A 23,115-nucleotide genomic window follows, 5' to 3' on the forward strand; every position below is an offset into this window, starting at 1 on the left:
ACAGTGTTGCATTTATAAACAAAATTTAATCAATTTTTCCTGTAAATGCTGGTTATTCTTCATGCATAGATAAAAGAACAGCATGAGGAATAAAATGATTGTAAAGCGTGCAACTGTTGAAGACCTGCATCAACTCTCTGTTCTGTTTGATGAATATCGACAGTTTTATGGGGCTTCCTCAAACATTGATCTTTCATATAAATTTTTAAAACAACGGTTTGAAAATCAGGAAAGTGTTATTTTTATTCATGCTAAAGATGAAGTCATAACCGGCTTTGTTGTGCTGTACCAGGGCTTCTCCTCCATCTCCTGTTCAAGCTACTATATTCTGGACGATGTCTATGTCACCCCAGTCTACAGGCGACAGGGTTCTGCAAAACAGCTGATTGACACCGCCATTTTATTTGCACGGCATGACAATGCTCTGCGGATCAGCCTGGAAACACAAAAAAATAATTATCAGTCACATCGGTTATATGAACAGCTGGGATTTGTCAAAGATGAGGAGTTTCAGACCTGGCACTGTTTCCTGAAATAAAGTCAGCTTCTATATTGTCCAGTCAACGCATGGCAGATCTGTATCATCAGTTAAGTGGGAAAGAGCAACAGGAAGCCAATCCTCTGAGTTCTGCGGAAACATAAATATGCGTCACTATGATTCAGTGACTCCCAATATCAGATCCCGACAATCTTTTCCGATAAGTTTTTCGCGGCTGAAATCTGCTCATCAGACAGATAAACCCACTCTCCTTCAGCTAAACTGCTTAACTGAAGCTGCCCCACCTGAGCCCGATGCAGACTTTCAACTTTATTTCCCACGGCGGCAAGCATTCTTTTGACCTGGTGATAGACACCCTGATGTACAGTCATTTTCAGTTCATTCTGACTTAATGCTTCAACATCTGTAGCAGCAAACACACCTTTTTCATTGCGCAGCTCCACCCCCTGCTGTAACTGTTGAATCTGTTCAGCAGTAATGGGGTCAGCGGTCTGCATCTGATAGACTTTAGGAACATGCTTTTTAGGATGAGTCAGCGCCTGTAAAAACTGCCCGTCATCGGTCAGCAGTAACAGCCCTGTTGTATCCTGATCCAGCCGCCCCACACATTGCAGACCACGGTTCATCAGTACATCATCAAACAGATCAAATACGCTGAAATGGTGTGTTGCCTGATGTGAACATTCATAATTTGAGGGTTTATTCAGTGCAATATAAATTTTTTCACGATACTGAAATTCCGTACCATAAACTGAAAATTCAGGCTGATGGAGATCAAACTTATGCTTCAGATCTGTAACAATTTCACCCTGAATACTTACTGCGCCATTTTTAATCAGTTGCTGACAGTTTTTCCTGGAGCCAAAGCCCTGTGATTGCAACATTTTTTCCAACAGCATTGTAAATTCTCAGAATATCAACAGAAGTGCCTAGTTTAGCTGATCTGTGCTGTGATTTCCGCTGTGACAGCCATGATTCGGCATTTACCGCAATACAGGCTACAATAAGCCGTTTCTAATACTGCCCCGAATGATATGCCACAACTTGCCCAGCTGGATCTGAATTTAATCGTACTGCTTGTATTACTGGCGTGTGGCATCTTCAGTCATAATACGGCTGTCACCATTGCTGCTGCGGTGCTGATTGTTTTTCGCCTTACCCCATTAAGTGAATATTTTCCTCTGCTGCAACAACACGGACTGAACATCGGTATCATTATTCTGACCATTGGTGTACTGACGCCAATTGCCAGCGGGAAAATTCCTGGCGATGAAATTTTAAAGTCTTTCATGCACTGGAAATCCTTACTGGCGATTGCTGTTGGATTACTGGTTGCATGGCTCGGTGGACGCGGTGTTCAGCTGATGAGCCATCAGCCCAATGTCGTTGCGGGGCTGTTAATTGGCACGGTTGCAGGTGTCGCGCTGCTGCGCGGTGTACCCGTAGGTCCATTAATCGCAGCAGGTATTCTTTCATTGCTGATTGGAAAATCCTGATATCAGGAACACCTCTTTCAGCTTAAGCCTGTTTTTGTTTAAACAACCTTTGACTGAGTAAAATACCGATACAGGATAATGCAGCCATCATAATGCCGATCCAGAACCAGCCGCCTGTTTCTGAAACAGTCATGGCAATCACAGGCGGTAAAATAAACTGGGAACTTGCAGAGCACTGAAGTATCAACCCGACAGTTGCACTGATTGCCAGTGGAGATGGTGCAAAATGCAGGGCCTGTGAAAAGACAACTGCTGCCACTAGCCCCCCGAACAAAGAAAAACTGAACACCAGTCCATACTGAATGAAAAAGTTCAGTTCATTCATGCTGATATAAAAAAATAAAGCACTGACACTCAGAACACTAAAACCCAGCTGGACTAAAGTTTTAGCGCTGAAACCACGTTGCAGCATCAAACCACAGAGAAATGTTCCCACTGCATTGGCAATAGCAACACATGCTGTTAATGCTCCAGCCAGCTGAGGAACAATGTGGTTTTGCTGATAAATCGCAGGTAAAAAACCCACCATACTGAACCACTGACCTGCGTAGACACCAAAAATACCAGCAAGTATCCAGGCTGGACGATGCACCAGTGTACTTTTAATCAGTTTCAGAATAGATGAATGTTGTGATACTGACTTTGGTTCAGGCACAAAAAATAAAATACATAAACCCAATAACAGGCTCAGTACTGAGAAAAATATCCATACACCCTGCCAGCCCGCCAGTGTAATTAAATAAGGTGTGATGAACAGTGCTATCCCCATGCCACCGCCCATATACGCACTCCACAGGCCCATGCGGGTCTGCAGTTGTGAAACTGATACAAGCTGCCTGATATATGCAGGACCACTGAGTGTCACGAGTAAAAAACCAAAGCCTTCCACCACACGCAGACCTAACAGCATTTCGACACCATGTGCCTGACTGCCGACTGCACTGGCAAGACTGAGTAACAGCAACCCGGTCAGCACGCAGCGCTTTAATCCAAATTTTTCAGTAAAACTGCCCAGACTCAGTGCGGACAGCATACCTGCCAGCTGCACCAGTGACAGTAACAGACCTGCCTGTACAAAACTGATTCCCAGTTCATTCTGTAAGATCGGAACAGATGGAGGAAGTTTTCCGACATGCATTGCAGCTACAAAACCTGCGCAAATAATCCATAGATCCCTGGAGAGCCTTTGCTGATCTGACACGCTCATATTCCTGATGATTTCAACACACACAGCCTAACCAGAGTGATTCAGCCGATTCATCGTGAATAAATATAAGCTGAGTGTTTTTTATAATAAATATCTGTTCAGTCTGAATACTCAAAACTTATGTATTACCGATGGATTCTGATGATTTTTTCAGTTTTTTATGCACATACATTTTATGATCTGCATATTCAAGTAGCTGCTCCGAGGTTTCTGCATCTTCAGGATACACAGCAAGTCCAACACTTGCGCCTATCTTCAGGCGGATATTTTCAAAGACAAAAGGCAAACCGCATGCTTCAGCAATTCTGTTCATGGCAGCACTTGCCAGTTCCTGATTCTGCACTGATGACAGTATGACGGCAAATTCATCTCCCCCCAGACGTGCAACCAGGTCTTCATGACGGGTATTTTTCAGGATACGCTGTGCAATTTCCTTGAGTGCTGCATCTCCCATTCTATGCCCATACTGATCATTGATTGGTTTCAGGCCATCCATATCAATCATGAGGACGCCCAGCACTTTGTTGCTGTATCGGGCTTTTTCCATTCCCTGACGCAGACAGTCCAGGAACAGCGCACGGTTTGCAAGCCCTGTCAGATTATCCTGAGTCGCCAGTTTATATAATTCCTGAGCGCCATATCGGGTTGCATGAAACATTGCAGCAGCAATCAGCTCCGACATCAGACTCAGTATCTGTAAGTCACCATCATGGAATGCATTGACTTCCGAGGAGTAAATTTTCAGTACTCCAATCCCTTCACCGCAGTGTACCAGCGGCACAACCGCCATTGACCGCAATCCGACACGGCGGCAGGCATCCCGATCGACACGCTCATCCACCTCACTGTCCATACAGTACAGCGTTGTATTTTCAGAAATACAGCGCCCTGAGAGACTGTTCGCCATTTTCAGCCTTAAACCCAGCAGATGTGCAGCACCACCCGAAACAGCCCGGTAGACCATATCTCCATCTTCTGCAAGTTCAACCACAGCGCCTTTGGCATGGGTAATCTGCTGTGCCTGTTCAGCGACAAGTGTCATGACTGCATTCAGATCCAGACCCAGTTTTGCAATAGCGGTCTGTGTCTGAATAACAGACATCAGCTGTGATGGTGATGGCTGATCTGGCTTTTTCATGCAGAACCCGATGCTCATAAAAATAAAAGATAAGAGCCTAATTTTAAAAAGTTTAATCCATCTTGTATAGCAACTTACTGAGGAGCAGTTCTCAGTTTTTTATATATTTAAAAACTTTGAAACATCATGATTCTATACCCCATTCAGTCCATACTGATTTTTTACCGTCATTGATGATTAAAACCGACATATAAACCTATGATTTTCAGAAAAAATAAATAAAATAGCGCTATAAAAATGACAACCTGAATACTGCAGACATAAAAATCAGAAAAGATTCCTCCTGTCTGATGCAGATCATGCAGAATATGGTCCTGACCAGGAAACAGGCACTGTCATAAAAATACTGATTAACAACATAACAATGAATACACAGGGTAAATGCATGAATAAAACACTTCTATTTTTTATCAGTAAATTTTCATTTCTTGGGGTCATTACACTATTGATGCTGACAGCATGCAGTAAAGCACCGCATGAACCTAAATCTGGAGAATATGGCAAACAGCTGATTGCAAGTTATGATCTGACTCCAGAGCAGATTGAAGCGCTGAATAAAACCAGTATGCCCAAACCGGATATGAAAGACCGACCTGATCTTGGAATTGGATTCAATGCTAATGCAGCAGATAACCCGTATAGATTTGTCATTGTGGCACGGGGACATGCTATTGCTGATGGTGAAGTGGATTTAAGATTTATCGGTGGCGTGGAAAGATCGAGTCAACAGGGTTACAGACCGGAGGCTTATCGTGAAGATGATACTCACAGCTATAAAGCCAATGAACCTGTTCTGTTGGTGATTGCATCCGACCCATTTTCCATTGATGCAACACAGAACTCTGCGGGCAACGAATTTGGTACACATGCTGAAATCACTGAAAGAAATAATTTTCAGTTTCACAGTGCGCAACTTCAGATCTGGCAAGGCAAAGGCTCTGTACAGTCATGGACCCGATACCTGGGCTTTGCTGTTATTTTCATAGGCATCTTTGCCTTTGTCCTGTCCAGAACCAATTTACTGGCAGATGCATTTAACCGCAGATAATAAAACCAGCATCAGTCAGTTCAACCTCAGCTGACTGATGCCACTCACCGATTCAGGCTGAATAGTACTGATTACGCTTCAGTGAAAACTTTGCAAGCTGTTTTAAAAAGCCTTCAAAATAACTTTTTTCTTTTTCTTCCACCCGATAGCCGGCATACAGTGTACGTCGTAACCCTTGAGGAGACACACAATCCAGACGACGGGATGTGACCCATCCTTTCTGTTCATACTCATTGACCACCCAGTCAGGCAACGCACCAATCCCCCGTCCGCTGGCAACCAGCTGAATCAGCATCTGCGTTAAGTCCGTTGTACGGATCTGCTTAGGCTGAATATTGGCTGGAATAAACAGCTTTGCCATAATATCCAGTCGGTGTTTGTCTACAGGATAAGTTATCAGCGTTTCTTCCGCCAGTTCCTGAACACTGATCTGACTTGCCCGCACCAAAGGATGCGTATTGGACAGCACCAGCCTGGATTCATATTCAAAAATTGGAAAGTATTCGATGCCTTTCAATGCAATCGGATCTGCAGTTATCAGTAGATCAAATTCAGCGTTCTGCAATAATTCATGTGGATTTGCTTCAAAACCTGAAGCAAAGTCCAGGTCTACATCAGGATACTGCTGACGGTACTGATTCAGCAAAGGCATTAACCAGTCAAAACAGCTGTGACATTCAGATGAGAAAATAATACGACCGGTCTGACCATGTACAATACGGGTAATATCAGACTGAGCAATCTGAATCTGTGGCAAAACATCATCTGCCAGTTTCAACAGTCTTTGCCCAACATTGGAAAAAGTCACAGGCCGGCTGCGTCTGTTGACCACCTCTACACCATACCAGTGATCCAGTTCTTTGAGCTGATGGGAAATCGCCGATGGCGTTAAACAGAGATCATTGGCAGCAGCCACCAGTGAACCATGTTCCCGTAAGGCGGTTAATGTTTTTAGGTGGCGAATTTCCAGCATGAGCGAAGTCCAGTAAAATAATGTTTTGTCCTTGTACAAGGGCATAAATCAGTATGCTTTACCCGAGCGTAGAGCGGAAAGCCATGCTTCGGATAAGAAGTCCGGGAAAATAAATTGACTCAGATACAGTGAAAACTGCACATTGAGTAGAAAGTTAAACAAAACAGTGTATAAGCAAGAAGATACACTTCAAATAACAGCCTTAAAAATAACTGTGCATGCATCTGTATGAAGAAACATGATGCTCAGCAATAAGCCTGACTGGAATTTGACTTCCAATATCTATAAATGAATAAAATTCACTATATCACAAAATTAATGAGCATACCTAACCCATATTTCATTAAACTTAGCTACCCAATACTTTTAGGCCTTTTGAAAAAGTTAAGGTTATTCTGAAGCAGACTCACTTTCCCATTCACCTGACTGCGGATCATACTTAGCAAACTCACCTGTATCTGTAAATTCTGAGGTAGTCATGGTCACGTCAAAAATATCATCCTGATTAAAACCCAACTGAAAATACACACCTGACATTGTCAGTCATGCTGAAATGGTTGAATCAGGTTTTTCAAATTCAATTGTTCCTGGCTTTGTTTTTACAGGTTCAAACTTCTAAGCCATCAGACGCTCTTTCAATTCTTCAAACTGCTGCTCTGTAAACTTACAGAGATGATCAGCATGCTCAAAAAAGTCTTCATCTTCTGATTGCTGATATTTATACATCGTTTCAATACTGAATAACTGCAGGTCATAGCTCATGTTTATTCTCACTTTGAAATAGATTATTTTCAGAACAGTTCAGAATCCCGTATACATCCAGATGTTTCATGAACATGAACTGTAAAAACAAAAACAGCTCCTTTTCAGAGCTGTTTCAGTTCATCCAATGGATTTCTATTAAAAAAACTTAATCAGTGTCTGAATTACAAAAGCATTAATAATGTCGATAAAAAATGCACCACACAGAGGAATAATCAAAAAGGCTTTATGCGATGGACCGTAGCGATCCGTCACAGCCTGAATATTGGCAATGGCTGTTGGTGTAGCCCCCATACCAAACCCACAATGCCCTGCAGCCAGTACAGCAGCATCATAGTTTCCACCCATAACTTTAAAGGTGACAAAAGAAGTATACAGCGCAAGTACAGCCGTCTGAGCCACCAGGATAATAACCAGTGGACCCGCCAGATCAGCCAGCAACCATAACTGTAAAGACAGTAAAGCCATCGCCAGGTATAAAGACAGCGAGGTATTACCAAACACATCAATGGCGCGGTCAAAGATATTCACTTTGAACACATGTTCAAGCACATTGCGGACAATCACACCTGTACCCAGCGCCCACACAAAAGTTGGCAGCTCAAACCATTGTCCCTTGCTGAATTCGGTCATCTGATTTGCCACAAAAATACACAGCGCAAACATTCCCAGTGTGGAAATGGCATTATCAGCAGTAATTAAACGGGTTTTACGACGGTATTCAAATGCAGCTGAGTTATCATGCGCTGGTGTGTCATCATTCGGATCATTATCCACCGTTTCGAGCTTATATCTTTTAATCAGAAACTTCGCGACAGGTCCGCCTGCCACACCACCCATAATCAGACCGAAAGTAGCACTTGCCATTCCCAGTACGATTGCACCGTGTATACCATGTTCCTGTTCGAGTACTGTTCCCCACGCCCCAGCTGTTCCATGACCACCCGTCAGTGTAATTGAACCGACAATCAGACCAATCAGCGGGTCAAGTCCCAGCATTTTAGCCAGACTGATACCTACTGCATTCTGCACCAGTACAAAACCGATAACACAAAGCAGAAAAATAAACAGGGCTGAACCACCTTCTTTGAGTTTGACAAAACTTGCACTCAGACCTATCGAGGTAAAGAACATCAGCATCAGAATGGTCTGTATTTCACTGCTGAATTTTGCACTGATTCCAAAAAACTTAAACAGAAGAAAAGCCAGAATTGCTGCGATCAGACCGCCGACTACAGGCTCTGGAATATTATAATTTCTTAAAAATTTAATCCGATGTACCAGAAAACGTCCAATAAAAAGAACAATAACTGCAATGACCAGTGTTCCAAAAGCATCAACCTGAAAATTCATAGCATCATCCATTTTAAGTTTAATTTATTTTGCTGAATTACATGTCAGTTCTGATTATTTTTCAGCAGTTAAAATGTTAATTGAAGCACAAAACCCGCCATTCAACAGACTGCGACAGATATAGCGCTTATATCCATTTATATTATGCAGCCGAACAGATTCAGCTTCGGATAAAAAACTCTCAGGAGTCTATAAAACAGTATTATAAATCACACATTGAAATTAGATATATCATTACATATCAAATATTTCAGAGATAGACTCATTGAGTTTCCATATTGTATCTCTAGCGCTTGCACCGACAGACATTCAGACTGCGGAGTCTGTAAAGAAGTCATTGGTGAATACTGGAAGACACTGGATAAGCGTATTCTACTTATTGGCTCTGCCGGCTCACACATGATCCACTCACTTTGCAAATTCAGATGACGCCGCTTCAGCGCAGATTTTTTAAGAAATGGACACAGGCACACACTTGATGACAGCGGAACCAGGAACTGTATAAAACTGTGATTATTATATTTATCAGCCTTTAAAATAATCAGCCCATCATCACTGTCAACTGGCGAAGACGCACTGTTTCTTATCCTGTTCAATATGCTTATATGAATTAAGTTGTACCCTGTAATATAATAAAGCCTGTTTAATTTACTATAATATTCACTTAATGTCCTCCAGTGCTGCATCCCCCTCTATATCCAGACCGCCCTTAACGCTGATTATTCTTGCCCTCGCCATCGGTGGTTTCTGTATAGGAACGACCGAGTTCGTGGCGATGGGACTGATCCAGGAAATTTCCAAAGATCTGAATCTGAGCATTCCTGTTACAGGGCATTTTATCAGTGCCTATGCACTTGGAGTGACAGTTGGCGCACCTGTAATTGCGATTCTTGCCGCCCAGGTTCCCCGTAAAATCCTGTTGACTGGTCTTATGCTTTTTTACGGTATCGCAAATGCCATGACAGCGCTCACTGATCAATACTCAACGGTACTGATTTCCCGTTTTATTGCGGGTCTGCCTCATGGTGCATATTTTGGTATTGCTGCACTGGTTGTAGCCGAATATGCAGGGAAAAACCGGCGTGCTTCTGCTGTTGCAAAGTTGATGCTTGGACTGAATCTGGCGACAGTCATTGGTGTTCCATTTGCCACCTGGCTGGGACAGAATTACGGATGGCGTTCAGGCTTTGAGTTCTCTGCATCCCTCGCATTTCTTACTGTTGTTGCAATCAGCTTCTGTGTACCGCAGATTGCTGTTGACCGCTCTGCCAGCATCATCAACGAACTGAAAGGTTTGCGTAATCTTCGCATGTGGATGACCCTTGCGGTGGGTGCAATCGGATTTGGTGGGCTGTTTTCCGTTTACAGTTATGTTTCCCCTATTCTGACCGAATATACCCAGCAGAATATTACAGTTGTTCCCTTTGCCCTGGCAATAATCGGCATGGGACTGGTGACTGGAGGACTGGTTGCAGGCTATTTTGCTGATAAAAACCTGAATCGGGCGATTGTGGTGATTTTACTCAGCAACGCCTGCTCTTATCTGATCTGTGCTTTAAGCATGCAGAATATATATACTGCCTATGCTGGTCTGTTCCTGGTCAGCTTCAGTATTGCAGGTCTTGCTCCCCTGCTCCAGACCCGTCTCATGGATGTTGCGGGCAATGCACAGGGACTGGCAGCCTCACTGAATCACTCTGCTTTTAATATTGCCAATGCAGTTGGTGCGTTTCTTGGTGGATGGGTGATTGCTGAGGGTATGGGATGGCTGGCACCCATCTGGCTCGGAACAGCATTAAGTCTTGGTGGGTTAGCGGTACTGTGCATTGCTTTTGCAATGGACAGAAATCAGAATAAAATTTAAAACATGCATCAGGGTCTACTCATCAGTCCACACAAAGACATTGAGCAAACCCTGTAACCATTCACTCGGGCAGCTTATGTCCACAATGAGGACAGAAACAGTATTTGTTTTTTTCCCTTTCAAGCTGTTTTTCCTTTCGCTCCCGAATCAGCTGTAAAACAATATCCTGTGTCTGTTCAGTAGATAAGCCTACATCTTTTCGGATATTTTCAATCTTTTCTTCATCTTCAATAATATCTATTTCACAGTTTTCCAGCAGATCCCTGAATTTTAACTCCAGCTGCTGCTTGCGCAGTTCCAGTTCATTTGCCAGTCCATTGGCGAGAATACCTGCCGGTAAAGCTGCCAGTCCAACCCCAAGGATGGTAATCAGTGCGCCAAGAAAACGTCCAATTGGCGTAATCGGAGTGACATCACCATAACCCACCGTTGTCAGTGTTACGACTGCCCACCACATGGAAGCCGGAATTGAGCTGAAAACCTCTGGTTGAGCACGGCTTTCCACCACATAAATACCTGCGGCAGCCATCACAATCATGATCATTAAAATAAAAATAACGGCCTGGAAAGATCCTTTTTCCCGTTCAATCACCCGCAGTAAAATCTGTAACGATACAAAATACCGCGTCAGCTTGAGTAAACGAAGTAAACGTAAGGTTCTGAGGAAGCGCAGATCTATATGTACAAAGAAATTCACATAGGCTGGTAAAATTGCCAGTAAATCAATAATGGCTGCACCACTGGTAACGTATTGCCACCGTACTTTCCAGCCAGAATCAAAAGGGCTTTTTTCAACCACGCTCCAGAAACGGAGCACATATTCAACACTGAATATGACAATTGAGATATTTTCAAAAATATCAAAATAAAACTGATATGTACTGTAAATCTGATTGACTGATTCAAGCAAAACCGCAACGACATTTCCAATAATCAACAGAATCAGAAACCAGTTGATACAACGGCTGAACGGCGTTTCATACTCATCGTTATGCAGATTGTTATAAACAAAATTCCGCAGCTTAAACCATGCTGTAAATGCCATATAGAAGCAGTCTGATTTTTATAAAGTCATATAATATCCGATGTTATAACCGAAAAATTACAGCTGTAACAAAAATCATCGTTTTACAGATTCAGGTTTATTCAATAAACAGCAATGCCAGTCTGACCTGGTCGTAACCCATACGTGGACTGGTCGCTTCCACAATTGGGCGCAGTTTGATGTTGCCATCTTCGCTGAAGTTTTCTGCATTCTGACGCTTCATCAGTTTTTTATATATTTTACGAACCTGCTCTACAACTTCTTCACCTGGATTTGCAACTGAAATGTCCAGACCCTGCTCTTTCTGTAAACGCCCCAGGTGATTGATAATGGTTGCAGGCGTCAGTCCACGTTCATGTGCAATATCCTGAATTTCATAGCCTTCTTCAAACAGAGCACGGGTTTCATCCAGAGTTGCCGCCGAAACACTCTGCTTTCCACCATTTTTAGCCAGTTTCTTTTCGTTACGCTCGATTTCCACTTCGTTTAAAGTCCCACCACAATGCCGGATAAAGGCTTTGTGCTGCGCACTCAGATCAGTCAGTTCATAATGCTGTTCAGCTTCACCAGACAGCTCCTGGAAACGTTTATCTGCCTTAATTGCCAGACTGTCCAGCTCCAGTGCCTGTTCATTAAAGCCCAGCAGTCTTAAACCGCTGATGGATTTCAGACGGGACAAAGCCACATAACCCTGACCTTTTTCAAAAGTATGCGTCAGATTGATTTCAGCGGCTTCAAGTGTCATGCCCTGAGATTTATGAATGGTGATTGCCCAGGCAAGACGCAAAGGAATCTGTTGAAAACTGGCAATGGTTTTCCCTGACTCATTGTCAATTGACCATGTCTCAGGCTCTACAGCCATAACCGTCCCATCGGTCATTTTCACCTTTGGCAACATTCCGTGATCATCATCTTCTTCAAATCCAATCACTTCACCCATGCTGCCGTTAATGTAGCCCATATCAAAATTGTTTTTGACAAACATGACTTTGGCATTCTTTTTCAGCACTAGCTCTTCTGGTGCCCGAACTGAGGACTTCAGGGTTTCCATCAGTTTTTCATTGCCATCGAGTACTGCATTGAACTGATGCGGATCTGTTTCAATGGCATTGAGATGTTTATAGTTAATCGTGTCCACATCCATATTGTGGGTATACAGACGGGTAAATGTGTCGCCGATATCCTGCTGGCGTGTCGCTTCAAGTGCCTGAATATGTGCCTGCTGAATATTCTGCGCCCGAATGGCATTTAAAATATCATTCAGATAGTCATCACCCTGACGGTGCTGTTCGGTCAGATAACAGACTCTGAATTTTGCCTCGACCCATGCATCTGACATAAAACAGAATTTATCACGGTTGCGTTCATCATTTTTTCCCACTGGCGGCAACTGGAAAAAGTCTCCAGCCACAATGACCTGAATCCCGCCAAAAGCCTCATCACTTTCTTTGAAATATTTCAGTACCTGATTGACCAGATTGAGCTGTTTTGCATGCAGCATTGAAATTTCATCAATGATCAGTACCTGAGCATTTTCAAGATGCTCTTTCAGGTATTTACGCTCTTTCATGTTCTTCAGATCAGCATCGGACAGAAAATCCTTAATGCCGATGCCCGCCCAGGTATGGATGGTCATACCGTTCATATGTGTAGCGGCAATCCCTGTAGATGCGGTAATAGCAACGGGAACTTTACGGACTTTCAGATAGTTGATGTACTGATTCAGGGTATATGTTTTCCCTGCTCCTGCCGAACCCGTCAGAAATACATTTTCGCCAGCTTTTAGCAGTTTAAGAGCAGTTTCCTGTTTCATATGACCCATACCGTAAATGAACGGCTATAGCCTAACGACTTTTATCGCAAAAGTTAAGCAAAAGACGGATGTTCAGCCGATGAAACTGATCACTGCTGCTGAAGCGACTGATTCAGCCACTGAATAAATTCCTGCGCAATCTGTATCACAGGCTGTTCCGCTTTTTTATTATCAGGATATTCAAGCTGATCAAAAATCAGCATCTGACTGACCACATGACAGCCGAGAGTCAGATGTATGTTCTGCAAAGGACATGACATATGAAAAGCAGCATATTCACGCTGTATCATCTGACGGGCAAAACTGACCGCAAGACAGTGATGAAAATTCCTGGATTCTTCAATCATCCGATCCACACTGGTCAGTTCTTCAAAACACCAGCCTGAAAAATACTGAACAGGCTCTCTGCTGAATCCCTCCCAGCGTTCAATCTGTAACTCTTTTCCAAGTCTGGACAGCACTTCTTCTTTCTGAATCTGCGCATGCCAGCCAACTGCCTGATGAAACAGCGCGTACCAGTTTAAATTTTTAGGCACAATTCTGAAATGCGTAAAAAAATCCATGACGTAGTCACGAACAAAAGCATCAAAAACAGATTCCCTGCATGCGCCATCCCTGAGGTAAAACCTTTGTCTGAATTCATCTGCCTTTATATGATGGCGCTGTAATGAAATATAAAAATCCCGGTTCTGCTGATTATGAGGATGGATATAGGGCATCAGGTCGTCGGGCAAATGACTGCATTGTTGCTGGAGATGCAGCATATAAGCCTGCATTATACGGCTCATACCGGTATAGACCTGTTTCAGCAACTGACTGTCTTCTGAGGCAACATTGTGTAAAAGACTCATCCATTCATCCAGATAAAGAATGGAGGGACTGATGGCTGTCCGCTGGTCATCCATAGCCTGCTGCTGACCTTTGAGTACGACTCCACCATTATTTGCATGTTCAAACCATTTCTGCTGCGTCGCAAAATAATCGCAGCTGTAAATAAACATGCGTGCCGCGGCATAGTGAAAATACTGTAAAACTGCAAGAATAACCTGAGGATGCACCTGACTGGTATCCATAAAACTCAGCGCGGTCACAGTCACCCGTATACTCGAATACTGAATATTCTGACTGATCCAGTCCACCACTTCTTGTGACTGCCTGAACATCCAGCTGGCAGCACGTGGGAAGTCAAACAATGGAAGCCTGGCAACTTTTTTCTGCCATAACTGCAAAGATGGCTCCAGAAAACTGGTTTTAGCCAGAATGTCCTGGCGATGCCAGCATTCTCTGTTCATGAGCCGTACAAACCCCAGCAGATGACTGCGCTCCTCTGCATGGGCATACAGCAGTGCAATATCATCCTGATATTCCACCATATCTGCCAGTCTGAAACTTTCCTCAAACGACAGTTTTATAATCCTGTACATGGGTACAGGCAGGAACTGAGCCGCACTGAAGCAGAATTCGTCATAACTATCCTTCAGCTGCTGCAAAGGCAGAAAATCCTCAGGTGCCGTATATTTCAGAGAACAGATCTCCTGGAGCATATACAACAGGTGCTCTGGAACTTCTGTCCCGTTTTCAACACACTGACTCAGGATTTTTGTCTTATAAAACCCTTCCTTAATCATCATATGATCAATAATCTGTGCCTGAATGGCTGACAGATGCTGTAAAAACATTCTGACCCGCTCTGCACCATTTATCCAGCGATAGACCTCGTTCACGATCAGCTGTTTCAACTGCTGTGCTTTATTCATCAGGTAAATTGAATGCAGCGGTTTCTGATCCCCTGTCATAAAATTCACATCATGCAGGATAAAATCTTCCAGACAGCCTGCCCGAAACTGATGATGCCGGAAACTGAATACAGCTGACTGCTGCTGAAATGGAGGGGAATGAAACTGAACTGAAAACAATCCATTGCACAGGTAAATACAGGAGTGCTCCTGATCTATCTGAAACATATTCTGAGCATTCAGATGACTGATTATCTGAAACTGCTCCATCACAATATCCTGGACAGTTCCAGAAATACGGATCAGCTGTTTCACAATCTGCTGATACTGCTGTACTGAACGTTCCTGTTCCATATACACCTCAGCTCATTTTTGTTTTCAGTTCTGATCTTAACTAAAAATACATTCTCTTTCCAGCGAGCCGATCTTTTTCCATTCTGATCGACCACCTTGACTGACCATCCTACAAGACATGCAATAATTCAATTAAATATCAATTAAATATCAATTACTTGAACCAATAAAAATCACAAAAAACCGTTCAGTTTTCCTGTAATTTTTCCACTTATATTCTGCTTACGGTTGCTGATTCTGACTCATTCTGTATCTCCTTACTTTTGGTAGGTATTTAGTAGGTATGAAAGCAGAACGGTTAATTTAATACTCAGATACACGGTAGAACACCGCAAACATAACGAAAATGGTAGAAGGAATCGCACCATGGCTTTTAAAAATATTGCAGATCAGACTAACGGTTTTTATATCCCTTGTGTATCACTTTTTGGACCAGGCTGTGCCAAAGAAGTGGGTGCAAAAGCTCAGAATTTAGGTGCTAAAAAAGCACTGATCGTAACCGATGCAGGCTTATTCAAATTTGGTGTTGCTGACATTATTGTTGAATATCTAAAAGAAGCAGGCGTGGACAGCCATGTATTCCCAGGTGCAGAGCCGAACCCAACGGACATTAACGTACACAATGGTGTAAATGCCTACAATGAGAACGGTTGTGACTTTATCGTATCTTTAGGTGGTGGTTCTTCTCATGACTGTGCTAAAGGTATCGGGCTTGTAACAGCTGGTGGCGGTCATATCCGTGACTATGAAGGTATTGATCAAAGTAAAGTTCCAATGACACCGCTTGTTGCGATCAATACAACGGCTGGTACTGCATCTGAAATGACCCGTTTCTGTATTATTACCAATACTGATACTCATGTAAAAATGGCGATTGTTGACTGGCGCTGTACTCCGCTTGTAGCAATTGATGATCCTAAGCTGATGATTGCTAAACCTGCTGCACTGACCGCAGCAACCGGTATGGATGCACTGACTCACGCAGTTGAAGCATACGTTTCTACAGCAGCTAACCCAATTACAGATGCATGTGCTGAAAAAGCTATTGCCATGATTGCAGAATGGTTACGTCCAGCAGTTGCCAACGGTGAAAATCTTGAAGCGCGTGATGCAATGGCATATGCACAGTACCTTGCGGGTATGGCATTCAACAACGCTTCTTTAGGATATGTTCATGCTATGGCGCACCAGTTAGGTGGTTTCTACAACCTGCCTCACGGCGTATGTAATGCGATTCTGTTACCGCATGTCTGCGAATTCAACCTGATTGCCTGCCCTGACCGTTTTGCAAAAATTGCACAACTGCTGGGTGTGGACACCACAGGTCTGACCGTTTCAGAAGCCGGTTTTGCAGCAATTGACGCCATCCGTGAACTGTCAGGTGCAATTGGTATTCCATCAGGTCTGGCTGAGCTGGGTGTAAAAGCCGAAGATCATGCAGTAATGACTTCTAATGCGCAGAAAGATGCCTGCATGCTGACCAACCCTCGTAAGGCTAATGATGCACAGGTAATTGCAATTTTCGAAGCGGCAATGTAAGTCTCTCCTCTCCTTCTTTTGTCCTTTGACTTTCGGAATATCACGTCAGGTGATATTCCTTTTTTTTATTTGCCAGTGTCCTTTTCCAGGCAATTCATTCTTTGCTGATACTTTTCATCTCTCCTCAAAACAACTCTCACTTGACAATCCGCATTGTCTAAAATACAAGTAATGTTCCATTGCTATAAAAATGAGCAGTTTCAGCATGAAAACAATTTTAATCACCGGGGCAAATACAGGTATTGGACTCGCGACAGCGCAGACATTCGTCCAGGATGGTCACCATGTCATTATTGCCTGTCGTAACCCTGCCAAAGCTGAGCAGGCAAAACAGCACCTTGAAACATTCAATGCAGGCAAAGTCGATGTAATCGAACTGGATCTGAACAGCCTGCAACAGGTGAAAGAAACTGCTGAAAAAATTCTGCAAAATTACAACCATCTTGATGTACTGGTCAACAATGCTGGCATGATGACACCAGAACTGGAAACAACCATCGATGGTTTTGAAAAACAGATCGGTGTGAACTACCTCGGACCATTTTTACTGACCATGAAACTGTTGCCTTTGATTCAGAAATCTGAACAGGGTCGTATCATTCATTTAGCATCGATGATGCACGCTATGGGACGTATTCAGCCTGAACAGTTCAGAGCCGATCAGGTCAAAAAATACAATGGTATACTCAGTTATGCCAACAGTAAACTTGCCAACCTGCTGTTCAGCAATGCTTTGGCAAAACAGTTACAGGGTACGCATGTAACCAGTAACGCCCTGCACCCTGGTGGCGTGGATTCGGAAATATATCGGGAACTGCCTGAATGGCAATACCGCGCGATTAAGCTGTTTTTAATTCCTCCAGCGAAACCTGCAGAACTTATTAAACGTATTGCCTTTTCAAATGAATGGAAAAATAAAAATGGGCAATACGCCAGTTTACAGACTCCAGCTTTCCGTTCTGCAAAAGCCAAGGATGCCCGCCTGGCAGATCAGCTGCATCAGCAGACCTTAACACTACTGGCGCAGTATTTATAAAACTGACTTTTAATAAACACGCTATCCGTATAAATTAATCGTTAAACATCATTCTGTTGCTTTCAGGAATCATGAAATGAGCAAAACAGTTTTAATCACAGGTGCCAACGCAGGTATCGGCCTGAAAACAGCCGAACTGCTGGTTCAGCAAGGTCATCATGTCATTCTGGCATGCCGTAATCCTGAAAAAGCTGAACAGGCAAAACAACAGCTGCAACGCGCAGGCAATGGACAGGTTGATCTGGTGCAGCTGGACTTAAACAGTCTGAGTAAAGTCAGTGAGGCTGCCGAGCAGGTTTTAAAAAATTATGATCAGATTGATATCCTGATCAACAATGCCGGACTGATTTCACAGCAGCTGGACAGCACTGAAGATGGTTATGAAAAACACTTTGGTGTGAACTATCTGGGACATTATCTGTGGACAATGAAGCTACTTCCTTTACTTAAAAAAGCACCCGAAGGACGGATCATTCATCTGTCTTCCATTGCTCACTGGGGTGGCAGTATTCAGCCTGAGAAGTTTTCTGCAGCGAACAATAAACGCTACATCATGTTTCCAAGTTATGGCAGCAGTAAACTTCAGAACTTACTGTTCAGCAACCACTTAGCCCGTCAGCTCAAAGGCAGCACCGTCACCAGTAACGCCATACACCCTGGTGTCGTGGATTCAGAGCTATACCGCCAGTTGCCTAAATTTCAGTATATGTTTGTAAAGCTCGCATTGATTCCTCCATCTAAACCCGCTGAAAAACTGGTGCAGATGGCACTGAGTGACAACTGGAAAAATAAAAATGGTGAATATGCCAGTGTACAGACACCTGCATTAAGCTCTGCAAAATCCAGAGATATACAACTGGCTCAGAAACTGTATGACCTGTCTTATGAACTGGTGAAGGAATATCTGTAAAAATATCCAGTCAGATAATGATTTGTGTATATTAAACACAAAGATAAACCTTCAGAGAGAATAAAAATGACAACAACACGCAGTGCATATACCCAGGATGTCCTCGGAACAGGATATGAACAACTGACCCTGAGTTTTCCTGATGATTATGATGGAAAAGTCACAGCGACCCTGATCCGTAAAAAAGCAACGGCTCCAACAGCTAAAGCCGTGCTGTATATTCACGGATTTGTAGACTATTTCTTCCAGACCGAAATGGCAGAAAAATTTAACCAGCAGGGTTATGATTTTTATGCACTGGATTTAAGAAAATATGGACGCTCACATCTATCTCATCAGAAATATTATTATGTGAAAGATCTGAATGAATACAATGCAGAAATTGATGAAGCTCTGAATATTATTGGAGAAGAAGGTCATACAGCCGTACTGCTGGCAGGGCATTCAACAGGCGGACTCACAACCACCCTCTATGCAGCGCATCATCCTGATCATCCACTGATTAAGGGTCTCTGGTGTAACAGTCCTTTTTATGACTTCAATATGCCTGGATGGAAGAAAAGACTGGCATTGCCCCGACTTGCTGCACTGGGCAAGCACTTCCCCAACTTAAAATTTCCAAGTGAGTTAAACAAATTTTATGTGCAGAGCCTGCATAAAGATTTTTATGGAGAATGGGACTTTAGTCTTGAATGGAAAAAACCGACTTATTCCAAAGTTTATCTGAGCTTTGTCACCACTATATTTGAAGCACAGAAAGAAATTCATGCAGGAGTCGCACTGAGTGTACCTGTATTGGTCATGCATTCGCACAAAACCACATATCCAAAAAAGTTCAACCGTGATGCACAAAGTACAGATGTCATCCTGGAGGTTCAGGATATTATAAAGTACTCAAACAAAATACAAAGTGATGTCAATGTAATGACAATTAAGGATGGATTGCACGATTTAGTGCTCTCTGAAGCCCCTGTTCGTGCTCAGGTCTATGAACAGCTTTTCCAGTGGCTCAAGATTAAAATAGCTTAGGCTATTTTAATCAGTCAGTTTAATCACTGCTCTTCAGTGCTCATCCTTGTATTTCAGCAATAACTGATGTGCAGGATGGCTCTGAGGTGTCAGTTCGATCAGACGCTCAACGGCATCAATCGCTTCAGGAAAATGTGCCAGATGCTTGAGTAACACATCTGTTTCATTGGCTTTGAATATAGCCTCACTGAGTCGTGATTCCAGACAGTCCCTCCATGCTGTTAAAAAAGGACTTTCTGTTTTCGCCAGAAAAACGCCCTTGCAGAGTTTCAGTGCAGAGTCGATATACCCTGCATCCAGTGCATTTTCTGCCTGCAAAAAGTCGGCTTCGACATGTGCCAACAGACGGTACGGACGTGATCCCAGCATCCCACCCAAAATATCCCTTAACTGCGACATTTCAGCTTTCAGTGTGCCAACACTGACCTTGCGCTCCCCATACAGTGCCTGATGCAGATTTTCCAGATTCATACCCTGTGGACACAAAGCAAGAATTGTCAGAATTTCAATTTGCCGTGGGGTTAAAACAACAATTTTTCCATTAAACAACACCTGCGGAACAGCAAATGCCCGGATAAACAGATGCTGTTGCTGAAACTCCAGTAAAGCCGACTGAATAATCGAAGCGCAACGCTCCGCAGCAAGCAACCCCAGACTGTTGTGATGATTCCATGTGGTGGACAGATCAATCACACCGAGAACCTGCTTTGAATATGGATCTACAATGGGTGAGGCATAACACACCCAGTCATGTATGGATGACATGAAATGTTCATTTGAAAAAACACAGCTGGACTGCTGAGTTTTCAGTGATAAAGCCAGGGCATTGGTTCCTACGAGTTCTTCACGCCACTGACCACCTTCCATAAAGTGTACACGCTCTGCCGCACTGCGCATCTGCCCACTTGCTGCTGACCAGATGATGGTACTGCCTACATCACCAACCGCAGCAACCATGGAAGACTGTTCTGCAATATGGGTCAGTTCATCACGGCAGTGTGCCACAGCTTTTTCAAGTACGCTCTGTCTGGTCTGTTTAATCGTAATCAGCGGGGCTGCTTCACGGTCTTTAGGAATATCTGCTGAAGTGGATCTTTGCCATGAACTGGCAATACTCTGACCCAGCAGATCTGCATGATGTAAGGACAGACTGCTGCTTTGGCGTAACTGTTCAATCTTATTGCGCTTTTTTACAAGTTCCTGCTGATTCATCATTTGCTACATTCCTGTGTAATCACGCTGACGATATCCATTATTTTTAATTATTTTTATTGAATAGAAATTGTTTATCTCCATACACCCTAACATATCTACCTGCAATGCAGTCAACACTGTTAAGACCAAAGCGGTATTAAAATTTAGCTGACACCTCCACTTTTTCAGCAACAACAAAACATTGCCAAAAATTAAATCTTAGCGCAAATCCTCTGTTCTGAACTCCAACCTTTTACCAACCTTCAGCATTCTATGTTCAGTTCATCATGTAATTTCTGACACAGTGTCATACATGCAACTTACATTGAAAAAATAAGTAAAGGGAAATTCTTATGCGTTATGTAGATCCAAACCAGCCTGGTTCAAAAATTCAGTTCAAGGCTCAGTACGAAAATTTTATTGGTGGTGAATGGGTTGCACCTGTCAAAGGCGAATACTTTGACAATATCTCCCCAGTTGACGGTAAAGCCTTCACCAAAGTACCCCGTTCTACCGTAGAAGACATTGAACTTGCACTGGATGCTGCACACAAAGCAAAAGCCAGCTGGAACAAATCATCTCCAACAACCCGTTCAAACATGCTGTTAAAAATTGCTGACCGCCTGGAAGCCAATCTTGAGCTGCTGGCAGTAGCAGAAACATGGGAAAACGGTAAACCTGTCCGTGAAACACTGGCTGCGGACATTCCATTGTGTATTGATCATTTCCGTTATTTTGCAGGCTGTATCCGTGCGCAGGAAGGTGGTATTTCTGAGATTGATGAAGATACCATTGCTTACCATTTCCATGAACCTCTGGGTGTTGTGGGTCAGATTATTCCATGGAACTTCCCGATTTTAATGGCAGCATGGAAGCTTGCTCCAGCGTTAGCCGCAGGTAACTGTATTGTACTGAAACCGGCTGAACAGACGCCTTCAAGTATTCTAGTACTGGTTGAATTGATTCAGGATTTACTGCCACCTGGCGTACTGAACATTGTAAATGGTTATGGCGCTGAAGTAGGTCGCCCACTGGCAACCAGCCCACGTATTGCCAAAGTTGCCTTTACAGGTTCTACCGCAGTTGGTCAAAAAATCATGGAATATGCAACTGAAAACATTATTCCTGTAACACTTGAACTAGGTGGTAAATCACCAAATATCTTCTTTGAAGATGTTATGGCTCAGGACGATGACTACCTGGATAAAGCCCTTGAAGGCTTTGCCATGTTTGCACTGAATCAGGGTGAAGTCTGTACCTGTCCTTCACGTGCTCTTGTACAGGAAAGCATTGCTGAAGAATTCCTTGCAAAAGCCGTTGAGCGTGTAAAACGTATTAAAACTGGTCACCCGCTCGATACTGATACCATGATTGGTGCTCAGGCGTCCCTGCAGCAGCAGAACAAAATCCTGGGCTGTATCGCAACAGGTAAAGCTGAAGGCGCTGAAATCCTGACAGGTGGTGGTGACCGTAAAGAAGTGGGAGAAGGTTTCTATATCGAACCAACCATTTTCAAAGGCAACAACAGCATGCAGATTTTCCAGGAAGAAATTTTTGGACCAGTACTGGCTGTGACTACATTTAAAGACTATGACGATGCCATCCGTATCGCCAATGAAACGATGTATGGCTTAGGTGCAGGTGTCTGGTCACGTTCAACACATACGGCTTATCGTGCGGGTCGTGCAATTGAAGCAGGTCGTGTCTGGACCAACTGTTACCACATCTACCCTGCACATGCGGCATTTGGTGGTTATAAAAAATCAGGTATCGGTCGTGAAAACCACAAAATGATGCTTGATCATTATCAGCAGACTAAAAACTTACTTGTGAGCTACTCAACGAAAGCAATGGGCTTCTTCTAAGTTTTAGACTTGAATCTGGTGTGATTTAAAGCGAACTTCGGTTCGCTTTAATTTTTTATAAGATTAACCTTCTTGCAAAAGTGTTCAAACTCTAAATTCAAAAGCGTACCAAAGTTCCTTCTCCCTTTGGGAGAAGGCTAGGATGAGGGAGCTTTTAAATAGAAGACTTCACCCCATATAAAATTGTATTCCTTATCCTTAAAGCAAAGAGACTTTCAATATTGACCTGAATCTAACTTTTGCTAATCCAGAGC

20 protein-coding genes are annotated in these 23,115 nt (G+C 43.2%); 9 read left to right on the forward strand and 11 right to left on the reverse strand.

Annotated elements, in window-relative coordinates; all coding sequences use genetic code 11:
* Nucleotides 1-94: 94 nt before the first annotated feature.
* The gene (locus CDG61_RS10055) at nucleotides 95-538 is read left to right on the forward strand and encodes a GNAT family N-acetyltransferase (RefSeq protein ID WP_087512315.1); all 444 of its coding nucleotides are present in this window, start codon (nucleotides 95-97) and stop codon (nucleotides 536-538) included.
* 137 nt (nucleotides 539-675) lie between these two features.
* Here CDG61_RS10055 and CDG61_RS10060 read toward each other — a convergent pair whose 3' ends face one another.
* Nucleotides 676-1,398, reverse strand: coding sequence for a pseudouridine synthase (locus CDG61_RS10060; RefSeq protein ID WP_087550987.1), 723 nt, complete (start codon nucleotides 1,396-1,398; stop codon nucleotides 676-678).
* A gap of 135 nt (nucleotides 1,399-1,533) precedes the next feature.
* Between CDG61_RS10060 and CDG61_RS10065 the strand changes: the two genes are divergently transcribed.
* Nucleotides 1,534-1,995 (forward strand): DUF441 domain-containing protein, encoded by a 462-nt coding sequence (locus CDG61_RS10065; protein WP_087550986.1) that lies wholly within the window; start codon nucleotides 1,534-1,536, stop codon nucleotides 1,993-1,995.
* Between the two features lie 22 nt (nucleotides 1,996-2,017).
* On the opposite strand, the gene CDG61_RS10070 is transcribed toward CDG61_RS10065, so the two are convergent.
* Complete coding sequence (locus CDG61_RS10070; RefSeq protein ID WP_228199564.1) at nucleotides 2,018-3,196, reverse strand: CynX/NimT family MFS transporter; 1,179 nt, start codon at nucleotides 3,194-3,196, stop codon at nucleotides 2,018-2,020.
* A 124-nt stretch (nucleotides 3,197-3,320) separates the two neighbouring features.
* The gene (locus CDG61_RS10075; RefSeq protein ID WP_087550984.1) at nucleotides 3,321-4,340 is read right to left on the reverse strand and encodes a sensor domain-containing diguanylate cyclase; all 1,020 of its coding nucleotides are present in this window, start codon (nucleotides 4,338-4,340) and stop codon (nucleotides 3,321-3,323) included.
* Nucleotides 4,341-4,725: 385 nt separating this feature from the next.
* Between CDG61_RS10075 and CDG61_RS10080 the strand changes: the two genes are divergently transcribed.
* Complete coding sequence (locus CDG61_RS10080) at nucleotides 4,726-5,388, forward strand: hypothetical protein (RefSeq protein ID WP_087550983.1); 663 nt, start codon at nucleotides 4,726-4,728, stop codon at nucleotides 5,386-5,388.
* A gap of 52 nt (nucleotides 5,389-5,440) precedes the next feature.
* On the opposite strand, the gene CDG61_RS10085 is transcribed toward CDG61_RS10080, so the two are convergent.
* The 4 genes from CDG61_RS10085 to gltS form a co-directional block, all read right to left on the reverse strand.
* Nucleotides 5,441-6,361: a LysR family transcriptional regulator gene (locus CDG61_RS10085; RefSeq protein WP_087550982.1), complete on the reverse strand. Its 921-nt coding sequence runs from the start codon at nucleotides 6,359-6,361 to the stop codon at nucleotides 5,441-5,443.
* A gap of 390 nt (nucleotides 6,362-6,751) precedes the next feature.
* Nucleotides 6,752-6,898, reverse strand: coding sequence for a hypothetical protein (locus CDG61_RS17480; protein WP_171405597.1), 147 nt, complete (start codon nucleotides 6,896-6,898; stop codon nucleotides 6,752-6,754).
* Nucleotides 6,899-6,976: 78 nt separating this feature from the next.
* Nucleotides 6,977-7,123 (reverse strand): hypothetical protein, encoded by a 147-nt coding sequence (locus tag CDG61_RS17485; protein ID WP_171405598.1) that lies wholly within the window; start codon nucleotides 7,121-7,123, stop codon nucleotides 6,977-6,979.
* Between the two features lie 138 nt (nucleotides 7,124-7,261).
* The gene (gene gltS, locus CDG61_RS10090) at nucleotides 7,262-8,476 is read right to left on the reverse strand and encodes a sodium/glutamate symporter (protein WP_087551074.1); all 1,215 of its coding nucleotides are present in this window, start codon (nucleotides 8,474-8,476) and stop codon (nucleotides 7,262-7,264) included.
* Between the two features lie 667 nt (nucleotides 8,477-9,143).
* Here gltS and CDG61_RS10095 point away from each other — a divergent pair.
* On the forward strand, nucleotides 9,144-10,340 hold the full coding sequence (locus tag CDG61_RS10095) for an MFS transporter (RefSeq protein WP_087550981.1): 1,197 nt from the start codon (nucleotides 9,144-9,146) through the stop codon (nucleotides 10,338-10,340).
* A 61-nt stretch (nucleotides 10,341-10,401) separates the two neighbouring features.
* Here the strand turns inward: CDG61_RS10095 and CDG61_RS10100 are convergent, their stop codons facing one another.
* From CDG61_RS10100 to CDG61_RS10110, 3 genes are all read right to left on the reverse strand, one after another.
* Nucleotides 10,402-11,385, reverse strand: coding sequence for an ion transporter (locus CDG61_RS10100; RefSeq protein ID WP_087550980.1), 984 nt, complete (start codon nucleotides 11,383-11,385; stop codon nucleotides 10,402-10,404).
* 97 nt (nucleotides 11,386-11,482) lie between these two features.
* Nucleotides 11,483-13,198: an AAA family ATPase gene (locus CDG61_RS10105; RefSeq protein ID WP_087512324.1), complete on the reverse strand. Its 1,716-nt coding sequence runs from the start codon at nucleotides 13,196-13,198 to the stop codon at nucleotides 11,483-11,485.
* Between the two features lie 89 nt (nucleotides 13,199-13,287).
* Complete coding sequence (locus CDG61_RS10110) at nucleotides 13,288-15,288, reverse strand: hypothetical protein (RefSeq protein WP_087550979.1); 2,001 nt, start codon at nucleotides 15,286-15,288, stop codon at nucleotides 13,288-13,290.
* A 366-nt stretch (nucleotides 15,289-15,654) separates the two neighbouring features.
* On the opposite strand from CDG61_RS10110, the gene mdh reads away from it, so the two are divergent.
* The 4 genes from mdh (at nucleotide 15,655) to CDG61_RS10130 (ending at nucleotide 19,802) form a co-directional block, all read left to right on the forward strand.
* Nucleotides 15,655-16,827, forward strand: a complete 1,173-nt coding sequence (mdh, locus tag CDG61_RS10115) for an iron-dependent methanol dehydrogenase (RefSeq protein ID WP_087512326.1) — start codon at nucleotides 15,655-15,657, stop codon at nucleotides 16,825-16,827.
* Between the two features lie 205 nt (nucleotides 16,828-17,032).
* A complete protein-coding gene (locus CDG61_RS10120) occupies nucleotides 17,033-17,863 on the forward strand; it encodes an SDR family oxidoreductase (RefSeq protein WP_087550978.1) in 831 nt (276 codons plus the stop codon).
* Nucleotides 17,864-17,939: 76 nt separating this feature from the next.
* Nucleotides 17,940-18,773 (forward strand): SDR family oxidoreductase, encoded by an 834-nt coding sequence (locus tag CDG61_RS10125; protein WP_087550977.1) that lies wholly within the window; start codon nucleotides 17,940-17,942, stop codon nucleotides 18,771-18,773.
* Between the two features lie 66 nt (nucleotides 18,774-18,839).
* Nucleotides 18,840-19,802: an alpha/beta hydrolase gene (locus tag CDG61_RS10130; protein ID WP_087550976.1), complete on the forward strand. Its 963-nt coding sequence runs from the start codon at nucleotides 18,840-18,842 to the stop codon at nucleotides 19,800-19,802.
* A gap of 33 nt (nucleotides 19,803-19,835) precedes the next feature.
* Here the strand turns inward: CDG61_RS10130 and CDG61_RS10135 are convergent, their stop codons facing one another.
* The gene (locus CDG61_RS10135) at nucleotides 19,836-21,017 is read right to left on the reverse strand and encodes a transcriptional regulator (RefSeq protein ID WP_087550975.1); all 1,182 of its coding nucleotides are present in this window, start codon (nucleotides 21,015-21,017) and stop codon (nucleotides 19,836-19,838) included.
* A 332-nt stretch (nucleotides 21,018-21,349) separates the two neighbouring features.
* On the opposite strand from CDG61_RS10135, the gene CDG61_RS10140 reads away from it, so the two are divergent.
* The gene (locus CDG61_RS10140; protein ID WP_087512331.1) at nucleotides 21,350-22,861 is read left to right on the forward strand and encodes an aldehyde dehydrogenase family protein; all 1,512 of its coding nucleotides are present in this window, start codon (nucleotides 21,350-21,352) and stop codon (nucleotides 22,859-22,861) included.
* Nucleotides 22,862-23,115: the final 254 nt, after the last annotated feature.

Origin of the sequence: Acinetobacter sp. WCHAc010052, from assembly GCF_002165295.2 — a bacterium.
GTDB lineage: Bacteria > Pseudomonadota > Gammaproteobacteria > Pseudomonadales > Moraxellaceae > Acinetobacter > Acinetobacter chinensis.